We start from the raw sequence: 21,140 nt of genomic DNA, 5'->3' as shown, positions 1-21,140 counted from the left end.
GGTGTGGGAGGGCGCTCACCGGGCGTACTCCGCTGCCGTGGTGGAGCCGTTGCGGGCGAGGAAGGTCTGCGCGATGCCGGTCTGCCACCCGGCGACGGGGGCGGCCCGCACACCCGTGAAACCCGCGTGCGTCAGCCGGTCCGTGAAAGCCGGGGCATCGTCGAAGGCGAGGACGCTGCGCCACAAGTGGTGGTACAGGGCGTGGTCGCCGCTGAGGGTGCCTGCCGGGATGATCACCCCCCAGCAGACGGCGTTCCACAGGGCGCGGTGGGCGACCGAGCCGCTGAGGCTGTACTCGTGTACGCCGAGTCGTCCGCCGGGGCGCAGCAGGGCCCGGATGTTCGCGAGGACCTGGTCCGGGTCGGTGACGTTGCGCAAGAGATAGGCGGCGAAGACCGCGTCGAAGGGGCCTTCCCCGGCCAGGGCCACTTCTTCGGCGGTCAGGTGCAGAAAGCGGACACGGGCGGGCCAGGGTTTGGCACGCGCGCGCCGCAGCATCCCGGCGGAGGCGTCGACGGCTGTGATCCGGGCGCGGGGTGCGGCCCGCAGCAGCGCCCGGGTGGACGTCCCGGTGCCGCATCCGAGGTCGAGTACGTGCAGCCCGGCGCCCGCCCGCGGCAGCCGGAGTCGGCGTGCCGAGCGCGTGAGGTCGGTGCGGTAGCCGGGGTTCAGTGAGGTGAGGCGGTCGTAGGAGTGTGAAGCGTGGTCGAAGGCACGCGCCAGGTCGCGGTCGCGCAGCAGTGTCATCCGCGGCTCACTCCGAACGGGAAGGCGGGGTGGGAACGTCGACGCAGGAAGGGAAGTTCGACGGCGGTCCGGAGCATCGGGCCGACGGGGGTGCGCAGGCCGATGCCCCACTCCTCCCATGGGGAGGTGGCACCGTCGAGGAAGCGCAGCAGACGTTCGGGCGGTGTGCGGCGGAAGAGGGCGGTGAAGAAGTCGGGGCCGTCGATCCGCCCGCTGTCCAATGCTCGCAGCAGCACCGCGTCCATGGCCAGCGCGCGTCGCCCGTGGGGCGGGCATACGAGCCCGCTCCCGGTGCGCAGGGCGTCGGCGATGGCGCGGCTCTGCCGCTGCACGGCGGCGAAGGTGTAGCCGGTCGCCGGGCGGGTGGCACCGCCCGCGGTCCCGATACGGAAGACGGCGGGCCCGATCCGGCACGGGAAGCGTGCGTCGGTCATGGGAATGACGCCCTGCTCCGCCGCCTCCACGGTGAAGGCGCCGAGGCCGAGGACGTTGCGGCTGTAGTGGTCCAGCGCCACGTCGTAGGCCACGGTGGTCAGCGGTGTCCGGGAGAACTCGGTGTACTCGACGAGCGCTTGGTCCGGCGCCAGCGGGAGAACGTAGCCGAAGGCGAGCCCGTGGCGGGGCTGCGGCACCCGGAAGTCCATCAGGTCCGCGACCGCGGGATCGAAGCGGTTTGTGTCCGTGCGCACGAACCAGCCGCGGAAGTGCTGCAGGAGCAGCGTCCGCGCCGGCGGCAGCGTGCGCAGGGGGCGGGAGTCGAACACATGGCGGGCACGCAGCGTCAGCTCCCCTCCGTCGGGGGCCGAGCAGCGGACTTCCGCCCCGGCTTCCGCCCCGAGAGCCACATTGCGCACCGCCTCCGCCGTCGCCCGCAGTACGCGCGCGCCAGGGCTGCGCTCAAGGCGGGAGTGCACCAGCCGCTCGAACGGTGTGGACCGCAGCATGCGGTACCGCAGCGGAGCCGGGTCGACAGTGACATCGCGGCCGTCGGCACCATGGATCCGCAGCCGGGACCATGAGGCTCCGACCGCTTCGTCGAAGTCGCCATCGCCCCGGTCCCAATAGCACCAGGTCCGCTCGGGCGGCCGTAGCCGCCCGGCCGGCGGCTCCACAACGGTCACGGTGGCCGTGCCGGTCCGCGTCAGCCGGTGCGCGAGGCTGAGTCCGGCCGCGCCGCCGCCCACGATGACCACGTCCGATGTGTCTGCTGGAGCTTCTGTGCGTCGGTTCACCTGGCTCGCCGTTCGACAACGGGTGTTCCGTCGGGGGCGGTGCGCAGGAGCTCGGCGTCCGTTGCCGCCGCGTCCACGACCGCCATGACCACCTGACGATGGTCGCCCTGCGCAGACAACGGCGGGGCCGTGCCCGCGACGGGCCGGTCGGAGAAACAGGTGTCCAGGTGGCGGGGGCGGATGTCCAGCGCCCGGCCGCCCGCCACCCGCGCCTCGCGTCGTACAGCACCTGGCCAGGCACTCAGCGCCCTCTTGGACGCGCTGTAGTCGGACATCCCGGGCCGCGGGCGCTCCGACACGACGCCGGTCACGGCCGCGATCACCGAGCCGGGTCGCAGGACGCGGAGCGCGGCACGGAAGAACGCGGCGGGCGCGAGGAAGTTGACCGCCACGAGATGCTCCGCGACCTCGCCACCGGTCTCACCGGCCATGCCGAAACCCACGGAGCCGTCGGGACGATGCTGCAAAGAGCCCGCGGGCAGCAGGGTGTCCCGGACGGTGAGCGCCGTCGGCGCGGCCAGGTCACGAGCCGAAGGAACCCGGCCCGGCAGGAGGGAACCGGCCGACCCTGGCCGCCGGGTCGGGTCGGCGAGGAGGACCGGCGCGGCCCCGGTGGGCACCACGACGTGCGGGGTGAACGGACGCGATCGCAACGCTCGCAGCTCAAGGCGCCGCCTGACCTGGGGACAGGAGGTGTTGCACACCTGGAATCCTCGGTCCGGCAGAAATCCGTCCCGCCGGTCCCTGCGCATCCGCCCGCCCACACCGTCGGACGCCTCGAGCAGGGCAACACGATGTCCGGCCCGGCACAGAGCCAGGGCGCGGGCAAGGCCGAGAAGTCCGGCACCGACCACGACAGTGTCCGAGAGGCAGCGCTGATGAACCGTCATGCTCCTCCTCCTTCGACACGGTTACGTCTACATCGGGGCTCGGCGTCTCGGCCCTCAGGCTCGCCCGGCACACGCTGTACACGCTCGACTCGCCGTAATGGGGAGCACCGTTCCGTCCCCGTCCCGGCGGGCGACGGGCCGTCGATATGGGCACCCCTACGACCGAGGGTGCTCCGTCCGCCGGTGCGACGCGGTGCCGCGCCGAGGGAACGAGCCCTGGTCCGATTGCACACGCTCCGTGAGGGCTTCGCCCTGGGCGCCCACGCTTCATCGAGTCGTCCTCGCTGGCACTCGCCGTGCCAGCGGATTACTTGCCACGTCCGGAAACGAAGTCCCGAGCGCGGTCGACCAGGCCAGCGCCGGGGGCGAGAGGCTTGTTGCCGGGCGGGGTGCTGGGAGCGCTGGGGTGGGGCCGGGTCGGAGCCACCTTCTTCGCCGTACGGATCTTCTCCCCCAGGTCCTCGAGGACATTCGGGGAACAGACACCGTTCAGTTGGACGAAGAGGTGGGCTTCCTCGTCCCCGAGCTCCTGGTTGTCCGCCGTCTGGCGCTCAAGTGACTTGAGTAGTTCCTCCACCTCCGCGTGATCGGCGATCTCCTTGCGTTCATCGGCTGACGGCGCATTGCGGATCTGGCTGAACAGTTCTTCGACCTCGCGGTGGTCCGTGGTCAGTTCCTCGATGACGTTGCCGCCATGGCCCATGTCCTCAGCGTGCCTTCCCTGGCTCACAGGTGTCCGGCACCCGTTCCATGCCGGTGGACCGCCACGGGTGCCCACCGGCTCCCGGCGCCGGAACATCCGGCTGGCCAATGTGTCCGAATCGGTGACGGCTGGTTGCCGATTCGGAGCATGGGTTGCTGCCGTGGGGGAACTCGGAGGTCGTCAGGTGACGGCCCGTTGGAAGGAAACCCATGCTGATGGCTCATCCCGCAGTGCTGAGTGACCTCATCACCCAGTACGAGACGTTGCAAGCCCTGCATGCGAGCGAGGGCGGGCCGGGGGCAAAGCAGCGGCTGGATGACGTCTCGTACACCCTGTGCGTGGCGACCGGAACCCGGGACCTGGACGCGGCTCTCATCGCGGCCCGCCACCGGCTGCCGGGCGCCCGGGCCGAAGACGACTCAATACTCTCCGCGGACGCCGTGTGACACGAGGCCGTATCACGCCAGGACGAAGGGGTGTTCACGCTCTGAGCGCCACCTGGCGAGGGAATGCGGGCTCCGAGGGAGCGGAGGCCACATGAGTGAGGGGCCCGTTTCCACGATCCCGCCGCGGGAACACGGGGAGTGACAGACTCCGCGGGGCCCGCAACCGTAGGTCACCGCCAGTACACGTTCCAACCAGAACGGAGGCCCCTTGATGTTCCGCGCACTGGCAGACGTCTTCCGGTCCATCGGTGGCGCCGTCGCCACCGTCGTCACGCTCCCCTTCCGCGCCGTGGCGCGGCTCTTCGGCGGCGCTTCGAGTTCCGCCCGCGGCCACCACTGACGCGCTCCGACCGACCGGTCTCCGGGCCGATCACACGACGCGGGTGCTCTCGGGTGCTGTGGGTACTCGCGGCGAATGACGCTGATGCCCCTCCAGGGGCGTATGCGCCGCAGCACATGGGCCGGGTGCGCACGGAGCTCCTCGGCGACCTCACGGAGGAGGAGTACGCGACTGCGGTCTCCGTGCTCCAGCGCGTCACCGACAACCTCGTCCAAGGGCTGTTGTGAAGGCGCTGGGCGCAGCCATTCGTTGATGGCCGAGGCCAGCACGGGCGACTGCCGCGCCCCGGGCCGGTACCGGGCAACGGATGCCCTCCAGGACCGGCTGGATCTGCGGGCTGTCGTGCCGCTGACCGGCGGCGACGAGAAGGGACAGCGGCTTCTGCCCCTGCTCGACCGCCAGGTGAAGCTTCATTGTCGGCCCACCGCGCGAACGCCCGAGGCCGTGGCCGTCCCATGTGATCGGGCGATTCGCATCGGCTTCGGCTTGAAGCTGCTCAAAGATCCGCTGCCAGCGCCGGAACAGGTCGTGGGCCCGGTCCCACTGGCCCCTTCCCTTGTCTGGGTCGCGCGTGTCTGGGTCGCGCGCCTCGTGGTCGCCTTCGTCGTGGGGTGGCCGCCCCCGACTCAGGGCTCGTCACCGATGGCGCCGGGGGCCAGTGCCGGGGCGGGGAAGGCGTGGCGAGCCTCGCCGCCGGACCACCACACACCGATGGCGAACACCGCCGTCGCCTCCAGCAGCGCCGCACGGTGCAGACCGCCGCAGGGCAGCGGGGTACAGCCCATCGAGGTGATCAGCTCTGTCGTCAGCGCGGTGGCGGGCGGGGCGTCGGCGCAGAAGGGCACCGTCAGCGGCACGGCCTCGAAGGCCGGTCGCGGCAGGGTCCAGATGCTCTCGTGCGGGATGCCGAAAACCTTGACCACATGCGCGTCCGGTGCCGCCGCCGCCAGGCGCACGGCGACCGAATCCGTGCCGCCGACCGTGGTCAGGGCGGGGCCGTCGGCGGCGGGGGCCATCGGCACCGTGCAGTCGAGCACCGTCCGCCCGGCCAGGGCCGGAGCCAGTTCCGCCGCCAGTGATGGTGCGATGTCCGCGGGTACGGCGACCAGTACCGCCTCTCCGTACTGCGCCGCCTCCGCCAGACCGCCGTGGCCGCCGGCTCCGACAGCGGCCGCTGTCCTGGCGGCGGCCGCGGTGTCGCGGCCACCCACCATGACGTCGTGCCCCGCCCGCACCCAGGCCCCGCCCAGCGCCCTGGCCATGGCTCCCGTTCCGAGGATGCCGATACGCATCGTCCTGACCCCGTCCGCGTCGTTCAGGTCTTTCGAGCTGTGGAATGTCATGCCGGGGACAGTAGGCGGGCCGATACACACCGCCTGGTGCGCATCAGCACGGCAGGATGTCCACATGACAGTGCTCGGAGAGCAGAGAGAGCCGTACGAGAGAGACGATCTGGGCGGGGACCCCTTCGCGGCGGACTGCCGGGCACGGATCGCCTTCGAGGTGCTGGCCAATCGCTGGGACAGCGTGGTCGTCTTCGTCCTCGGCGAACGGGGCCCGATGCGGCCACGCGCGTTGCTGACCCGGATCGGCGGGATCAGCCCCAAGGCGCTCAACGAGGCCCTGCGGCGGCTGGAGTACAACGGCCTGGTGGAGCGCCGCCGTTACGCCGAAGCCCCGCCCCGCGTCGACTACACACTCACCCACGCCGGCACAGCCCTGCTCACCCCGATCCGCGCCCTGGGCGCATGGGCCGCGGACCACGCGGACGCGGTGCTGGCGGCCCAGGACCGCTTCAACCATCCTTGATCCACGTCGCAGATGACTCTCTCCGGTCCGCCGGTGAACCAGGAGGACGCTCGCCCTCTGGTCCGTCCCTCCGCCACCCGGGCCCGGCCCGCCCGGTTTACGGACCCCGCCCGCGCGCTGGGTGAACCCACACGATCGTGAACTGCCGCCGGGGTGGCGTCACTCCTGGGGCCGAGTCATCTACTCCGCCGCCACGATGCGCTCCACTGCGGCCGCCACCAGGTGTTCACGCTCCGCCTCAGTGAAAACATCCGGCAGGGTGAGCTGTTCAACGATCAGCCAGTTCAGCGTCACCATGAGCAGCTTGACGGCCGTGGCGTCACCAGGGAGGCCGGACGCCTCGTGATACGCGACGTTGGCGTCGACATCGGCTCGGACCCGCTCGGTGAGGACCTTGCGCAGCTCGGGGCGGCGGGTGGCCTCAAGGCGGAGCTCCAGCAGAGCGAGGTAACCGGTGCGGAAAGAGGCGACACGGTCGACAAGCTCGCGCATCAGCTCCGCGTAGGTCTCTCGGTCGCGGCCGGCCGCCCGCTGGCGGGCGATCGTGGCCTCGTCGGGCTGGAGTCGCTCGTAAACCCGGGCGCCGGTCTGAGTGAACAGGTCGTCGCGGTTGGCGAAGTAGTTGGACGCCGTGCCGGCGGGAACGGTGGCCTCGGCATCCACGGCCCGGAATGTCAGGCCGCGTGCGCCTTCTCGGGCCAGCACCTCGATCGCCGCGTCAACGAGGGCCGCGCGCCGCTGGTCGTTCCGTCTCGCCATTGACACCACTCCAGACGTAGTACTACGTTCAAGCCACTACAAGTAGAGTACTACGCGTGGGGGAACACTATGCGAAAGCTCGTGTACTACATCGGCATCTCGCTCGACGGCCGCATCGCCGGCCCCAGTGGTGAGTTCGACTTCTTTCCACAGGGCGACGAGCAGCAGGCCGCCGCCTACTCGACCTGGGTGAACGCGCTGTACCCGGAGACGATCCCCACCGCCTACCGCGCGGCCGTCGGCGTCAGCGACACGCCCAACCGGCGTTTCGACACCGTCGTCATGGGCCACGGCACCTATCGCCCAGCCCTCGACAACGGGATCGCCAGCCCGTACGCGCACCTGCGCCAATACGTCGTGTCCAGCACCCTCAAGCCGGACACCGACCCAGCCGTCACCGTTGTGCCGGGAGACCCGCTCGCCCTCGTCCGCGAACTCAAGAGCGAGGCGGCCACCGGCCTGGACATCTGGCTCTGCGGGGGCGGCAAGCTCGCGGGCACCCTGGTGCCCGCGATTGACGAGCTGCTGATCAAGACCTATCCGGTCGTTGCCGGTACGGGAATCTCGGTATTCGACGGCGCCTTCGACCCCACCGCCTTCGACGTCGCCGAACGCACCACCTTCCCCAACGGGGTCACTCTCACCCACCTCACCCGACGCTAGCAAGGCGGGTGAATCCCCGGCCCGGTCTGGGGTGAGAAGGAAGGCCAAGGGTCGGCAGCGGCTGTCAGAGGCCAGATGAAAGTGGTGGTCAGTCCACCGCGGGAGTGTCCGAGGGCATGATCCTCCGGCTCGCCTCCCAGGGCCTCTTTTGCACGGGCCCCGGCAGCATGCTGGCGATAATCCGAAAGAAACGGCCCAGGGCCGGGAGGGGCTACCGGTCGTTCCGCGTCAGCTCCATGACATAGGCGACGAGCTGGTCCGGTGTGCGGCGGCGACGTCGTCCTCGGCCCCTCCCCGGCCCACCCACCTCCTCGACGCCTCACCACCTACCGTGCACGAGCCCGTCAGGGCGTCTCTGGACACTGGAGTACCGGGGGTGATCGAGCCGGGGATCGCGGCGAACAACAGCCTCGTCAGTTGACGCAGCCAGCCGGGATATCGGGGCTTCCCGCACAGTTGGTGGGGGTGTTGGAGATGATGGACGAAGAGTTGAGGGTGAAGGAGCCTCCACTGGTCCACACTCCGCCTGGTGCGGCAGTCGCGGAGTTGGCAGCGACACTGCTCCTGTTCAGGGTCACAGTGCCGTTGTCGTTGTGGATGCCTGCGCCCTGAGGTTCGTCGCCAGTGGCCCTGTTGTTGACCACACTGCTTCCTTCTACGGTCAGCGTGCCGTTGGCGTTGAAGATGGCACCACCGCGCGAGGGGTTCGGGCCCCCGCTGACGGAGTTGCTGATTAGGCTGCTGCTCCTGAGCGTGAGGGTGCCGCCGTTGTTCCAGAGAGCGCCGCCGTCTGTATCCGAGGTGTTGCTTCGGAAGGAGGTACCGGAGGCGGTGACGGTACCGCTTCCGCTGTTGCGGATGACGCCACCTTCGACGACGGCGGCGTTATTGGCGAAGGATCCACCGGTGATGTTGACGGCACCGCCGGCTGTGTAGGCCACACCCCCGTAGTCGGCGCTGTTCTGGCTGAAAGTGCTGCTGGTGGAGGTGAAGGTACCGCCATCGTTGCGGACAACACCTCCGAAGTCGGCGGCGGAGTTGTTCGTGAACGAACTCCCAGTGGCAGTGAAGGCGCCGCCGCTGCTGCGGATGACGCCGCCGTTCAGCTCGGCGCGATTGTTCCTCAGAGCGCTGCTGGTCGCGGTGACGGTGGCCCCGTCGGAGTAGAGGGCACCGCCATTGTCGGCGATGCTGTCCGTCACGGTCGTTCTGTCGAGAGTCAGCGCGCGGCCGGATCCGACGTAGACCGAGCCGCCCCTGCTGTTCGAATGACCATTGCGCAGCGTGAGTTGTCTGAGCGTGAGTTGCCCGGCCGGGCCGCCGACCTCAAAGAAGCGGAACAGCGGTGTGAGGGCCACCGACGAGCGGGCAATGACAGCGTTGTTTCCGTTGATGACGATGTTCTGTGTGACAACGGGGAGGCCGTTGTCGTCCCCGCTGGGACCGGTGTTGTCCACGGTGGTGAGGTTGTACGTGCAGCCCGGGGCGAGGTTCAAGGTATCCCCACCACCGGTGTTCGCCGTGCTGATCGCGGCGATCAGCGCCGGTGTCGAGCAGGGAACGGCTGTTGCGGCATGCGCGGGGCCGCTGAGAACACCAGCAATCAGAGCGAGACATCCAGGTGCCAGGAGCACACGAGTGGTTCTCACGTCGCCCTCACTTCTGTCAGTGCGGCATGAGGCCGCGCCAGCGATCGAAAGACGCGGTCCGCACACCGACCGGACGTGTGGGCGAGCCCGTGGCGGGGCCACCGCCTGCCCATCGTTGGATCCAGGCGTCGATACGAGCAGCGTCTACACGGAGTAATCCAGGAATTCCGATCACGTGACAAGAAAAGCGCCGGTAGACAACCCGAACAGGGCAGCGCGCAGCCCACGTCCCTGGTTCCTGTACCACCGTGGAGCACACCGGCGCAGGCCGGGAGCCCGGCCGACGTTCACACCGGCACCCCGGTGGCACATGGAAGGAGGGGACGAAACGTGATCGGAGTGCGCCGAAGCCTCCCCAGCGGGAGAGGTGAGGAGCCTTCGTGTGCCGGGCCATTGACATGACGTCACGCCGGATCGCCCCGCATCTTCGCGGGTCGGGGCCCGTCGTCAGCCGTGTCGGTGTGCAGGCGTTGAGGTGTGAAGTGGGGGCCGCTACGCGGGTCGTGCGTCGTTCCCCACGCAGCAGACGCCTGGCTCGTCCTCGACCTGATCGTCATCGTCCTCCGGCCGGGGGAGGATGGCCCCGACGCCGTCCGTGGTACCCCGCGAAGGCCACCCCCGGTCAGGCCGTAAGCGACCTCTGCGACGCCATGCGGGCCAGCCGCAGAGTAAGCGGCTCCAGGCGCGCTGGTTCGTGCGCGAGTTGCCGGGCGGCTCTCACTCGAAGTCGGTGGGGCGCGGGCTGGAACGAAGGCCCCGGCCGCGGTGGTATGGGGTGGGTGATGGTCCCGTGCTGGAGCGGACGATCAGTTCGGGGCGCAGGATCTGGTCGTCCACCTTCTCCCCGCCGATCATGCGCAGGGCCTCGTTCGCGGCCACCGCGCCGAGCTCGCGCAGGGGGGACCGGATCGTTGTCAGGGGAACGTGCAACTCGGCTGCCTCGGGAACGTCGTTGAATCCCACGACGCTGATGTCCTCGCCAACCCGCTGACCGCGTTCTCGCAGGAGTCCCATGAGGCCGATCGCCGCGGCGTCGTTGACGGCGAAGAACGCGGTGGGCGGGTCCGGGAGTTCGAGCAGTTGGGTACCCGCCTCCCGTCCCGCCGACGGGTAGATGGTGGAGTGGACGACCAGTTCGTCGGTGACCTCGATGCCGCGGTCCCGGGCCGCGTCGCGGAATCCCCGGACCCGGTTGTTCAGACTACGCGCGTAGTCCATGCCCGCGACCACGCCGAGGCGCCGGTGCCCCAGATCGATCAAGTGCTCGGCCGCGAACCGCCCACCGAGCTCGTCATCACAGGTGATCGAGGGGAAGCCGGAGAAGGAGCGGTTCACCAGGAGGATGGGGACACCCCGGCCGGCCATCTCGGTGACGTACGGATCATCCTCCCGGTTGTCGGCCATGATCAGTCCACCGACACGGTGACTGAGGAGCATCCTGGCCCGCGAGCGCTGGAGCTGGGGATCGTCCCAGGTGCTGGCAACGACGGCCTGCCACCCCTGCTGCGAGAGCGTGTGGTCGATGCCCTCGAAGATCGTGGAGAGGACCTGGTCGGTGAGGCGGGGAACAAGGACCCCTATGGTCTGCATCCGCTGGTTCCGCAGCCCGGCCGCGATGAGGTCGGGGGTCCAGCCCAGCTCCTCGGCCAGCCTTCTGATGCGGAGCACCTGGGCATCCTGACTGGTCGAGCGCAGAGCTCGCGAAACGGTCGATTTGTGTACCCCGGCAGCCCTGGCAATGTCGTTGAGCGTCACGCGCCGTACACCCCATGTGTCCACGCCAGCATTCTAAGGGAGACCCATTGACGCAGGTGGATGAGGAACCTACGTTGGTTGCAATCGATTGCACACGGGCCCCGCCGGCGGCGGCTATTCACGCAATCGATTGCATGCAATCGATTGCACATAACTTTCCAAGGGAGGTGCATCGGATGGCCATGCGTAACTATCGCTACGTCGTGATGAGCCTGATGGCATTGATGGTGATCATCAACTACGTGGACCGGGGCGCCATCGCCTATGCCTCCGGTCCGATCACCAGCGAGTTCGGCCTGGACAAGGCCGCCTGGGGCTCGGTCCTGGGCTACTTCGGTTACGGGTACATGGTGGGCGCCCTGCTGGGCGGCGTGCTGGCCGACACCAAAGGGCCGAAATGGATGTGGATGCTCTCGGGCACCGCGTGGTCGGTGCTGGAAATCGGCATGATCTTCGCTGGGGACGTCGGCGTCGCTCTGTTCGGCGGATCGGCGTTGGTGGGCTTCGCGGTCTTCCGTGTGCTGTTCGGACTGGCCGAAGGGCCTGCCTTCGTCACGATCAACCGGTCCCTGGCGGTCTGGGCGGCACCCTCCGAGCGCGGTACCGCCATCGGACTCGGAGTTCTCGGCACACCCCTGGGAGCGCTCCTGACGGCGCCCATCGCCGTCGGTCTGCTCGCTCTGGGGAGCTGGCGCGTGATGTTCGTCGTGCTCGGTCTGGCGGGCCTCCTCTGGGTGGCGCTGTGGAAGCGCGTGTTCACCGACCGGCCGGCCGATCATCCCAAAGTCGGTCCGGCCGAGCGGGAACTGCTGCAAGCGGGCGCGGCCGATGTGGCCGCACGGCCCGCCGGGAACGGCCTGGGCGCTGAGACTTGGCGCACCTTCTTCGGCAGTCGGTCGCTCGTGGCCAACACCGTGGGGTTCTTCGCCTTTCTCTACGTCAACTTTCTGCTGCTGACCTGGACCCCGAAGTACCTCGAGGATGAGTTCGGCTTCAGCCTGTCCTCACTGTGGTACCTCGGCATGGTGCCCTGGACGGGTGCGTGCGTCACCATCCTGCTGGGCGGCAGGATCTCCGACTGGCTGGCCCGCCGGACCGGCAACCTGAAGATCGCCCGGTCCTGGCTCGCGTTCGTCAGCCTGGCGCTCACCGGTGCCGTCTTTCTGTGCATTCCGCTCGTCGACAGCCCGTATGCCGTGCTGACGCTCCTGGCCGTGGGGAATGCGCTGAACTTCCTTCCCGACACCGTGTACTGGGCGGTGGTCGTCGATATCGCGGCAGCGCGCGCCGGCACCTTCAGCGGCATCATGCACTTCTTCGCCAACGTCGCGACGATCCTCGCGCCGACACTGACCGGTCTCCTCGTATCCGAGCATGGGTACGGCGCCATGTTCATCGGGGCGGGGCTGGCCTGCGTGCTGGGCATGCTCGCCATGGTGTTCGTGGACCCGCGCCAGAAGGTGCACTTCGGATCGCACCGGGCCAAGCCGGCGGTGTCGGTGTGATGGGCGGGCGGGAGAGTGGCGCCTGGGCGTCAGTGGAGTCGATAGCCCGTGGTGTGCGAGCCGGTGAGCTCGACCCTGTGGAGCTGGCCGAGCACGCGATCGAGCGGGCGCTGCTGGCCGGCAGCCTCGGTGCGGTCGTTCATCTCGGCGCCGACGGCGCTCGGCGTGCCGCCCGGGCTGTGTCGAGCAGCCGCCAGGGCCGTCTGGCAGGTGTGCCGGTGCTGGTCAAGGAGATCATCGAGGTACAGGACATGCCCCACCGCTGCGGCTCGCGGGTCTTCGCCAACAGGATGGGCGTTCACGACGCCACGATCGTACGGCGCGCCAGGGAAGCGGGAGCGGTGATCATCGGGCTCAGCCACAGTCACGAGTTCGCCTACGGCTGCACCGGCACTTCCAACCGGCTGGGGCCCTGTCGACACCCGGACGATCCAGCGCGTATGACAGGCGGCTCCAGCAGCGGCTCGGCGGCCGCGGTCGCGGCGGGCGTGGTTCCGCTGGCCCTTGGCTCCGATACCGCAGGATCGGTCCGCGTCCCCGCCGCACTGTGCGGTGTCGTCGGTGTGAAACCGGCCCGCGGAACCCTGCCGTTGGACGGTGTGTTCCCGCTGTCGCCCAGCTTGGACCATGCCGGTGTGCTCACCAGGTCCGTGGCCGACGCCAGGCTCGCCATTGAGGTGCTGGGCGGAGCCGATCTGTCGGGGTGGTCGCTGTCCGGGCCGCCGACACTGGGCGTTCTTTCCAATCCGGAGCCCGGGGAGTGTGCCCCGACGGTCGCCGATGCCTACCGCGCCGCCGTCCACCGACTGGCCGCTGCCGGAGCCTCACTCGTGGACATTGCTCTGCCCAACTGGCCGGAGATGAACGAAACGGCATTGGACCTACAGGGTCCTGAGGCACATGCCATCCATGCGGAGAGCCTCACCCGTCAGCCCGGGGACTACCAGGCCGATGTTCTTGAGCGACTGCTCGCCGGAGCCAGGGTTCCACCCTGGCGACATACGAGGGCCCGCGCACATGCCTCGATGATCGCTGCCGCGGTGGACGAGCTCTTGCACACCGTGGACGCCGTCGTCCTCCCGACCGTCCCCATCACCGCCCCTGCTCTTGATGCGCGTCTGGTGGGGGACACCGGTAGGCCGCGGCCGGTTCGGGAGCTGTTGCTCCGTAACACCCGTCCCATGAACCTCACGGGGCACCCGGCCTTGAGCCTGCCCCTGCCGACATCCGGACTTCCGATCGGGCTGCAACTCGTCGGAGCCGGTGACCCACGCGTCCTCGCGGCCGCGGAATGGGTCGAGCAAGTGGTCAACGACCAAGTGATCAACGACAAGGAGACGTCTTCATGACCGCGAGTCAGCGCCTGATCGACCTTGGGATCGTACTGCCGGCGGTGGTGCCTCCCACGGCAGCCTACGTACCGGCCAAGAGGGCGGGAAACCTTCTCTTCACCTCAGGACAGATGCCCTACGAGGACGGCAGGCTCCAGACCGTCGGAAAGCTCGGGGGCGAGGTGGACCCCCTGCGCGGGCAGGAGCTCGCCCGGGCATGCGCACTCAACGCCCTCGCCGTGATCGACAAGGAGATCGGCATCGACTCCGTGGTGGACGTGGTCAAGGTGACGGGTTTTGTTGCCTCGGCCGAAGGGTTCACGGGCCAGCCAGCCGTGATCAACGGGGCATCGACCTTGCTGGAGAAGGTATTCGGGGACGCGGGCAAGCACGCCCGCTCGGCGATCGGCATGGCGGAGCTGCCCATGGGGGCGCCGGTCGAGCTGGAGGTGATTGTCGCGTTCGCATAACCTCTCGGGGCTGTGCGGGCCAGGCGGTGCGCAGCGAGTCAGCCGACGTCACAGGCACGCGCACCGCCCGGTCCCCCGCCCCGGCCCTTCGAGGTGGTGAGCCTCAGGGCCGCGGGCTCGTCGAGAGCCTGTCTGTCGGCGAACTCCCATCAGCAGTCGGAGAGCCCGTCGCAGGACGGCGCCGCTCCTGCCGCAGCACCACAGCGTCGTGGTTGCCCCCACCGGATGACATACGGAGGCGTTTCATGTTGCCTGACCTCCTGTTCCATGCCTCCCGCAGGCGTGCGACGCTCACCGGCTCGATGCTGTTCAGAAACGTCGATGCCGGTCCGCGAGGGCTGCACCGCCGGGTCCTGTGGGAATACCAGGCCCCCCGGGATGGTGCACAGCGATGACCACCATCTCGAGCGGTTCCATCGTGAACCTCTACCGCTGGACCAGCGGTACCCCGAACCCGACTGCCGAGGCGCGCAGTGCCCTGCGCCGGGCCCTGGACCAGACAGGCTTGTCCGCGGAGACCATCGGCGACAGCGTCCTGGCAACGTCGGAACTCGTTGCGAACGCCAGCGAGCACGCCGTGGGTCCGTACGAGTTGCGTCTGCGCCGCACGGCCGCGGAGTTCATCTGCGAAGTTCTGGATCACGATCCGCGACTCCCCGAGGCCCCCAACCCACCCTCCGCCTCACCTCCCGAGCCGGGGCCCCACGACTGTGGCGGGAACCTGCACGCCTCCTGCGCCCTGCTGCCCGAGCAGGGACGTGGACTGCATATCGTGCACAGTCTCACCAGCGGGCGATGGGGCATGCACAAGCTCGGTGACGGTGCCAAGGTCACGTGGATCGCGCTGCCGCTACCGCATGACGGGCACCGCACCTGAGGGAATCGCCGTGTCATACCCGTCGGTGTGCGCGACTTACGACCCCGCGAACTGCCCGTGTGTACCTGGTCGGGTTCGGCTACGCATCCTCGCCAACTACCAGGCCGTATGGACCCCTGTGGATCTGCCGGTGGCGATGGGTGGCATCGACCACCAGGTGACACGGCCCGTACGACCTTTCGTCGATGCCCTCCATCGTCCGCGGCGGGTCGCGCTGCTGGACGACCGGCCCATGCCATGACCTAATCTGGGCCAGGGCGCGTACCAGGCGCTCGAGGTCGCGGTCACCTTCGCCCACTGCCTCGACGACACCCCGGACGTGCCCGCCGCGCTGTGCTCGTTCGACCTGCTGCGCCGCCTGTGGACCCGGGCCATCACCCGCCGCAGCGCCCGGCTCGGTGTAGTCGGCCAGCTGTCGTGGCCGCCGGCGGTGCTGCTGCGCGACACGGCCGCCCGGCTGACGCCGACGCGGGCGCCTGTGCGTTCCATGACACCGGTGCTCGGCTGGACCACGCCATGTGCCCCGGTGACCGCGACGGAGAGTGAGAGCCACTGATGCCGGACTGGACGTATCACCCGCTGCGCGGTGCTGCCGCTGCCGTCCTGGGCCGGCGCCGTTCGCAGCGCACCGCACTGCGGCTGCTGGCCTCGATCTGCTCCCGTCCCGCGGGCACGCACCTGATCGCCTGGGGGGTCGGCCACCGCCATCCGCCCGAGCGGTTCGCCGGCGAGATCGCTGGCGCGCCCGTCACTGTCCGCCTCGGCATATCCGTCCCGCCCTCGCTTGCCCGCGACGCGGTACGCGCCTTGGCCCCGCTCGGGGCCGGTGTCGTCGAGGTGGCGCCTGTCTCGGTGGCCGATGTGGAGACCGTACGTGAGGCCGCTGCCGGCCGCTCGATCCCGCTGGTTGTCCACGCCTCCGACGCGGAGGCCGAGGCCGCGCTCGAGCCCCATGTCGACGGGTTCACCAACGGCGACGACCCCCACGTAGTCCATGTCGCCGATCCGTCGGTCACTGCCGCGGCCGCCGCGCTTGAGGAACCGGGCACCGTCGTGCTGGCCGGGCCGCGGGTGCTCGTTGAGGCCGGGCCCGGCTGGTTCGCACGGGTCACCGAGGCAGCCACCCCCACCGCGCCCGCCCCAGGGCTACGGGATGTCGGCCGCGATCCCCGCCGCTGGCCCGCCTGGTGGTGGGCGCTGCTCGTCGGGCTCGGTATGACGGGCGCCGGACTCGGCGCAGCGGCGATCACGCTCGGGCCGGTGCTGCTCTGGTACGACCGCGGCTACCTCGGCATGACGCTGCACGAGCTGCGCGCCTCCAACCACCACCTGGTGCACTTCCTCCAGCACGACCGGATCACCATGGCCGGCACGATGGTGGCGATCGGCGCCCTCTACACCGGCCTCGCCGTGGGCGGGATCAGACGCGGCTGGCGCTGGGCCCGCGAGGTGTACCTGCTCTCGGGGGCGATCGCCTTCCCCACCTTGTTCTACTTCCTGGCCACCGGCTTCGTGGAACCCCTGCACACGGCCACCGCCATCGTGCTGTTCCCGATGTTCGTGGCCGCGGTCCGGCGGACCCCGCACGCGTCGCGGTGGCGCCTGGCACCCGAGGGGCCGGAGCCGGAGCGCCGACGGGCCCTGGTCGGCCAACTGCTGCTGATCGCCACGGGCGCAGGGCTGTTCGTCGGCGGAGCGGTGATCTCGGTGGTGGGTCTGACCGGTGTCTTCGTGCCGACCGACCTGGCCTTCCTGGGCACCAGCACGCAAACACTGGAAACTGTCAATCCCCGTCTTGTGCCGTTCGTCGCCCACGACCGCGCGGGGTTCGGCGGCGCCCTGATGGCCGCCGCGGTAGCGATCGTCCTGCTCAGCGCGTGGGGCTGGCGGCGGGGTGAGGCCTGGGTGTTCTGGACCCTGGCCGCGGCGGCGGCCGCCGGATTCCTGCCGGCTGTCGTGGTGCACAGCGCGATCCGCTACACAGACTTCATCCACCTCGCGCCGGTCTACTTCGGCATCGCCCTGACCGGCACCGGCCTGCTGCTGGCGCGTCCGTACCTCTGCGCCAAGGTGTCGGCGAGGCCGAAAGACTGACGGGCCGCCCCCGGCGACCGCTCCCCGACCCCGCCCGTCAGCCGGGGCTCGTCGGTGAAGTCCCACCCACTCGGGCGGACCGACGAGCTGCTGGCGGAGTATCTGGCGTCCGGGCACCCATGTCTATCGTGATCACGGCCGGGCAACAGAGCGATTCCCCGCGGTTCGAGCCTGTCCTGAACAAGGTCCGTGTCCCGCGTCTTGGGCCAGGCAGGCCGCGCACCCGGCCAGATCGCGTGCGCGCCGACAAGGCGTACGTCTCCCGGAAGAACCGCGCTTACCCGCGGCGGCGCGGGATCCGCCGCACCATCCCGGATAAGGCCGGCCAGGCCCGCAACCGCAAGAAACGCGGCTCACGCGGCGGTCGGCTGCCGCAGTTCGACCCACAGGACTACAAGGCTCGGCACGCGGTCGAGTGCGGCATCGGTCGCCTCAACAGACACCGGGCCGTGGCCACTCCGTACGACAGACTCGCGGTCCGCCACGAGGCGACCGTCCTCGTCGCGGCCATCAACGAGTCGCTGTGATCAGCGCAGTTGATACAACGCTGGTAAGGGGTCCACAAGCATGGACCTGCGGTCACCCCTCGGCTATCTCCAGGAGGACCTGCGCCAGTTCGCCTGGCTGGGAGAACATCGGCCAGTGGCCGGTGTCCATCTCGATCAGCCGCGCACGCCCCGGCACCACCGCCCAGACGAGGGACCCGGGCGCTCCCGGGGGCGGCCCGACGACTCGCACGCACGGTGGGGGCCAGCACATCGGACATGTACGGTCCTCCGGGCACGAGGTGAACCTCGACAGAGTTTCCCGCCACGCCCGGCCGGGCGGCGGGATTCCAGCGCTTCGTCCCGTGCCGGATCGACTCCTGCGACCATGAGGTACGCGGGCGGCAGACTCCGCAGGTTCTCGGCGCGGACCGGAACGGCATAGCCGCTTCCCGGGTCGCTCCGTGGCAGGTACACCCCCACCTCGCCTTGTTCCCACGGCGGTTGAAGAATGTGGGGTCCGTGTCCGCTCGCGCCGATGCGGTCGTCAGGCGGTCATCGAGGAGGGGGTAGCCCAGGTGGGGGTACCTGATGTGCGGACCCTCCCGGTCACGGGCGGCGACGGTTACGGCCGTCGCCAGGGCGGCACCGGGCCAGTGCCCGCCCACGGGCAGGCGTGACGCATCGAGCCCCAGGGCGCCTGCCTGGTCCGCCGCCCAGCCCAGCGCGGCGTAACAGCCGTCGAACGAGGCGGGGTACGGGCTTTCCGGAGCGAGCCGGTAGTCGGGCGCGACGGCGGCGATGCCCAGCTCGGCGGACAGCCGTCGGCAGGTGGCGACCTCCGCGTCGCGGCCGCGCAGCACGAATTCGCCGCCGTACCTCCACACCGCGGCCAGCAGCGGGCCCGCACCCCTCGAGGCCTGCGTGTAGAGCCGCAGGCTCTGGTCGCGCTGCGGGAGGAGTTGGACCCTAGGGGCGGCGTTCCGGCCTGACTCGGTCCGGGCGCGGAACGGTGTGACGTGCAGGCGTCGCCCCGTCGGCGTCTCGCGGAACCCGGCGGCCGGAAGCTGCGTTGTGCTTCCCAACACCATTCCCGACCACGGGAGAACGGAGAGACAGCCGATGCGAGTCACCGTCGTGGGAGGGGGCATCGCCGGGCTGACCTGTGCCCTGAGCCTGCACGCCGCAGGTTTCCGTCCGCAGGTACGGGAGGCGGCACGGACCATCGAGGCGGTCGGCGTGGGCATCAACCTGCTGCCGCACGCGGTACGGGAACTCACGGAACTCGGCCTGGCCGACGAACTGGCCGCCATCGCGCTGCCCCCGCACCGGCTGAGCTACCGCGACCGGGCGGGCGAACCGGTGTGGGAGGAGGCCCTGGGGCTCGCGGCAGGGTACCGCTGGCCGCAGTACTCCGTACACCGCGGCCGTCTACACCTGATGCTGCTGGCGGCGGTACGAAAGCGCCTGGGGTCGGACTGCATCCGCACCGGTCTGCTGTTCCAGCGCTTCGAGCAGATGCCGCACGGCGTCCGGGCCCATTTCCTGGACCGGACCGGCGGCACACCCGTGGCCGAGGACACCGGCCTGCTGATCGCTTGCGACGGCATCGACTCCGCGGTACGCGCCCAGCTGTACCCGGCCGAAGGCCCCTCGCGCGGGAACGGCGTTCACATGTGGCGCGGGGTCGCACCGTACCCTCACCTCCTCGACGGCCGGTCAATCGTGGTGGCCGGCGGCACCCCCGGTGCGAAGTTCGTCGCCTACCCGATCGAGGACCGGGTGGCGAAGGGCGGCGACGCCCTGATGAACTGGGTGCTCGAAGTGCGGCGCCGCACGCGCGCCGCGCCGCTGGACCGCTCGAACCGCCGCATCACGACGGCGGAAGCACTCACAGGCGTGACGGACTGGAACCTGCCGTGGGTCGACCTCGCGAAGCTGGTGAAGCGCTCATCGGCGATCTTCGAGTACCCCATGCTCGACCGCGACCCCCTGCCGCGCTGGAGCTTCGGCCGGGTCACGCTGCTCGGCGACGCGGCCCACCCGATGTTCCCGATGGGCATGAACGGCGGATCGCAGTCCGTCATCGACGCCCGGGTACTGGCCTGGTGCCTGGCCCGGGAGCGCGACCCCGTGACCGCGCTGCGCCGCTACGACACGATGCGCCGGCCGACGGTCAACGCGATCGTCCTGGCCAACCGCGAGCTGGGACCGGAGAAGATCATCTCGCGGGCCGCGGAGCGCGGCGGGGCGCTGCCCGTCGAGGAGGCCGCGGAGATGGCGAGCGACTACAAGGAGCTGACCCGGGCGACAGTGGCGCAGGTCAACTCGCGTACCTCGTGGACCGTTCCGGGCGGCGCCGAGGACGCGGCCGCCGATCCGGCACGGTGAGGACGCGCCCGTGGGAGGCCGCCATGACCGCCGCGTGATCGCCGTGCGTACACGGTCTGCGACCACTTCATCGCTACCCGCGCCTCCCGGGTCAGGAGCACGGTGCACTGGCAGCTGGGCCGTGGCACGGCCCAGACATGGCCACGGCACCGGTCGATGGTCGCGGAGCGCCCTCGGTACACAGGGGATCGAGAGGCGTGCGAGAAGGGGCGGCCCTGACACCTCGGCCCGCCGGTACCGACCCCGACACGACTACCGATGCCGTACCGATGCCGTCCCGGGCGAGGCGCGTCACGTTACGTCGCGATGACCGATGCCCTCCTGAATCGGAGTGCCTAGTGTCATCTCGTCCCTGGTGGCAACGGATCGGAATCGGACCCGCATGCGTCTGCTCACGTACCTCGTCGGCTGCAGTGTCGACGGCTTCACCGCCGGTCCTGACGGACAGTGCGAACCCCTCTGCTTCGACGGCGATCTCAAGGATGCCGTTCTGGCCGAGTACCCCGAGACCGTTCCGGACCATGCCCGCAGGCCGCTGGGCGTCGTCAGTACGGCGAACAGATTGTTCGACACGGTCGTCATGGGCCGTGGGGTCTACGAATCCGCTCGGGCGGCCGGCGCCGACAGCCCGTATCCCTGGCTGCGGCAGTACGTGGTCTCCTCGTCCCTGAAACGGCCCGTGTCAGGCGTCGACGTCGTTGCCGACGACCCGGCGGAGTTCGTCCGCGGGCTGAAGCGGCGGCCGGGCATGGGCATCTGGCTGTGCGGCGGCCCCGTGCTGGCCGGGCGCTTGCTGCGCGAGGTCGACAAGCTCGTGGTCCACCGCCACCCGGTGGTGTTCGGGGCCGGCGTTCCGCTGTTCCACGCGGCATTCGACCCTGCCGCCTTCACGCTGACCGACTTCCGGGTCTTCGCCACCGGCGTGACCGTCACTACATACACCAAGCAGTAGGAGCAGACGTGTTGTTTCGCCCCACGACCGAGGCCGATCAAG

At 69.8% G+C, this 21,140-nt stretch carries 20 protein-coding genes and 5 pseudogenes; 14 read left to right on the top strand and 11 right to left on the bottom strand.

What is annotated here, in order from left to right; genetic code table 11:
* Window positions 1–15 precede the first annotated feature (15 nt).
* From AB0C66_RS17600 to AB0C66_RS17585, 4 genes and pseudogenes are all read right to left on the bottom strand, one after another.
* Window positions 16–747, bottom strand: a complete 732-nt coding sequence (locus AB0C66_RS17600) for a methyltransferase domain-containing protein (protein WP_362438623.1) — start codon at window positions 745–747, stop codon at window positions 16–18.
* Complete coding sequence (locus tag AB0C66_RS17595) at window positions 744–1,940, bottom strand: lycopene cyclase family protein (RefSeq protein WP_362438620.1); 1,197 nt, start codon at window positions 1,938–1,940, stop codon at window positions 744–746. Before AB0C66_RS17595 ends, AB0C66_RS17600 begins: the two co-directional genes overlap by 4 nt.
* A 515-nt stretch (window positions 1,941–2,455) precedes the next feature.
* Window positions 2,456–2,869: pseudogene (locus tag AB0C66_RS17590) on the bottom strand (FAD-dependent oxidoreductase); the annotation flags it as partial.
* 307 nt (window positions 2,870–3,176) lie between these two features.
* A complete protein-coding gene (locus AB0C66_RS17585) occupies window positions 3,177–3,572 on the bottom strand; it encodes a hemerythrin domain-containing protein (RefSeq protein WP_362438617.1) in 396 nt (131 codons plus the stop codon).
* Window positions 3,573–3,781: 209 nt separating this feature from the next.
* On the opposite strand from AB0C66_RS17585, the gene AB0C66_RS17580 reads away from it, so the two are divergent.
* Window positions 3,782–4,018 carry a DUF5133 domain-containing protein gene (locus tag AB0C66_RS17580; RefSeq protein ID WP_362438614.1) on the top strand — a complete coding sequence of 79 codons (237 nt, stop codon included), beginning with the start codon at window positions 3,782–3,784 and terminating at the stop codon, window positions 4,016–4,018.
* Between the two features lie 211 nt (window positions 4,019–4,229).
* Entirely contained in the window at window positions 4,230–4,358 is a 129-nt protein-coding gene (locus tag AB0C66_RS17575; protein WP_362438612.1) for an LPFR motif small protein, read from the top strand.
* 626 nt (window positions 4,359–4,984) lie between these two features.
* Here the strand turns inward: AB0C66_RS17575 and AB0C66_RS17570 are convergent.
* Window positions 4,985–5,701 (bottom strand): NAD(P)-binding domain-containing protein, encoded by a 717-nt coding sequence (locus AB0C66_RS17570; protein ID WP_362438609.1) that lies wholly within the window; start codon window positions 5,699–5,701, stop codon window positions 4,985–4,987.
* 64 nt (window positions 5,702–5,765) lie between these two features.
* On the opposite strand from AB0C66_RS17570, the gene AB0C66_RS17565 reads away from it, so the two are divergent.
* Complete coding sequence (locus tag AB0C66_RS17565) at window positions 5,766–6,167, top strand: helix-turn-helix domain-containing protein (RefSeq protein WP_362438606.1); 402 nt, start codon at window positions 5,766–5,768, stop codon at window positions 6,165–6,167.
* 180 nt (window positions 6,168–6,347) lie between these two features.
* Here the strand turns inward: AB0C66_RS17565 and AB0C66_RS17560 are convergent, their stop codons facing one another.
* Window positions 6,348–6,926 (bottom strand): TetR family transcriptional regulator, encoded by a 579-nt coding sequence (locus tag AB0C66_RS17560; RefSeq protein ID WP_362438604.1) that lies wholly within the window; start codon window positions 6,924–6,926, stop codon window positions 6,348–6,350.
* Window positions 6,927–6,995: 69 nt separating this feature from the next.
* On the opposite strand from AB0C66_RS17560, the gene AB0C66_RS17555 reads away from it, so the two are divergent.
* Window positions 6,996–7,589, top strand: coding sequence for a dihydrofolate reductase family protein (locus AB0C66_RS17555; RefSeq protein ID WP_362438602.1), 594 nt, complete (start codon window positions 6,996–6,998; stop codon window positions 7,587–7,589).
* Window positions 7,590–7,592: 3 nt separating this feature from the next.
* Here AB0C66_RS17555 and AB0C66_RS17550 read toward each other — a convergent pair.
* From AB0C66_RS17550 to AB0C66_RS17540, 3 genes and pseudogenes are all read right to left on the bottom strand, one after another.
* A pseudogene (locus tag AB0C66_RS17550) lies at window positions 7,593–7,762 on the bottom strand (IS5/IS1182 family transposase); the annotation flags it as partial.
* Between the two features lie 240 nt (window positions 7,763–8,002).
* Entirely contained in the window at window positions 8,003–9,238 is a 1,236-nt protein-coding gene (locus AB0C66_RS17545) for a hypothetical protein (protein WP_362438600.1), read from the bottom strand.
* 717 nt (window positions 9,239–9,955) lie between these two features.
* Window positions 9,956–10,993 carry a substrate-binding domain-containing protein gene (locus AB0C66_RS17540; RefSeq protein ID WP_362438831.1) on the bottom strand — a complete coding sequence of 346 codons (1,038 nt, stop codon included), beginning with the start codon at window positions 10,991–10,993 and terminating at the stop codon, window positions 9,956–9,958.
* 176 nt (window positions 10,994–11,169) lie between these two features.
* Between AB0C66_RS17540 and AB0C66_RS17535 the strand changes: the two genes are divergently transcribed.
* From AB0C66_RS17535 to AB0C66_RS17500, 8 genes and pseudogenes are all read left to right on the top strand, one after another.
* On the top strand, window positions 11,170–12,498 hold the full coding sequence (locus tag AB0C66_RS17535) for an MFS transporter (protein WP_362438597.1): 1,329 nt from the start codon (window positions 11,170–11,172) through the stop codon (window positions 12,496–12,498).
* A 77-nt stretch (window positions 12,499–12,575) separates the two neighbouring features.
* Window positions 12,576–13,847, top strand: coding sequence for an amidase (locus tag AB0C66_RS17530; RefSeq protein WP_362438594.1), 1,272 nt, complete (start codon window positions 12,576–12,578; stop codon window positions 13,845–13,847).
* Entirely contained in the window at window positions 13,844–14,299 is a 456-nt protein-coding gene (locus AB0C66_RS17525) for a RidA family protein (protein WP_362438591.1), read from the top strand. Before AB0C66_RS17530 ends, AB0C66_RS17525 begins: the two co-directional genes overlap by 4 nt.
* A 391-nt stretch (window positions 14,300–14,690) precedes the next feature.
* Entirely contained in the window at window positions 14,691–15,176 is a 486-nt protein-coding gene (locus AB0C66_RS17520; RefSeq protein WP_362438588.1) for an ATP-binding protein, read from the top strand.
* Between the two features lie 15 nt (window positions 15,177–15,191).
* Window positions 15,192–15,339: pseudogene (locus tag AB0C66_RS17515) on the top strand (GNAT family N-acetyltransferase); the annotation flags it as partial.
* Window positions 15,340–15,495: 156 nt separating this feature from the next.
* Window positions 15,496–15,732, top strand: a complete 237-nt coding sequence (locus AB0C66_RS17510; RefSeq protein WP_362438585.1) for a hypothetical protein — start codon at window positions 15,496–15,498, stop codon at window positions 15,730–15,732.
* Complete coding sequence (locus AB0C66_RS17505; RefSeq protein ID WP_362438582.1) at window positions 15,732–17,270, top strand: hypothetical protein; 1,539 nt, start codon at window positions 15,732–15,734, stop codon at window positions 17,268–17,270. Before AB0C66_RS17510 ends, AB0C66_RS17505 begins: the two co-directional genes overlap by 1 nt.
* 119 nt (window positions 17,271–17,389) lie before the next feature.
* Window positions 17,390–17,797 carry a transposase gene (locus AB0C66_RS17500; protein WP_362438580.1) on the top strand — a complete coding sequence of 136 codons (408 nt, stop codon included), beginning with the start codon at window positions 17,390–17,392 and terminating at the stop codon, window positions 17,795–17,797.
* Window positions 17,798–17,849: 52 nt separating this feature from the next.
* Here the strand turns inward: AB0C66_RS17500 and AB0C66_RS17495 are convergent.
* A pseudogene (locus AB0C66_RS17495) lies at window positions 17,850–17,945 on the bottom strand (alpha/beta hydrolase); the annotation flags it as partial.
* A 271-nt stretch (window positions 17,946–18,216) separates the two neighbouring features.
* A pseudogene (locus AB0C66_RS17490) lies at window positions 18,217–18,846 on the bottom strand (alpha/beta hydrolase fold domain-containing protein); the annotation flags it as partial.
* A 31-nt stretch (window positions 18,847–18,877) separates the two neighbouring features.
* Between AB0C66_RS17490 and AB0C66_RS17485 the strand changes: the two are divergent.
* Window positions 18,878–20,146, top strand: a complete 1,269-nt coding sequence (locus AB0C66_RS17485; protein ID WP_362438577.1) for an FAD-dependent monooxygenase — start codon at window positions 18,878–18,880, stop codon at window positions 20,144–20,146.
* A 355-nt stretch (window positions 20,147–20,501) separates the two neighbouring features.
* Entirely contained in the window at window positions 20,502–21,098 is a 597-nt protein-coding gene (locus AB0C66_RS17480) for a dihydrofolate reductase family protein (protein WP_362438575.1), read from the top strand.
* The last annotated feature ends 42 nt before the right edge of the window (window positions 21,099–21,140 follow it).

This window comes from Streptomyces sp. NPDC048636 (genome assembly GCF_040650655.1).
Lineage (GTDB): Bacteria > Actinomycetota > Actinomycetes > Streptomycetales > Streptomycetaceae > Streptomyces.
Note: the sequence above shows the minus strand (reverse complement) of the source record. Positions and strands in the feature narration are given on the sequence as shown.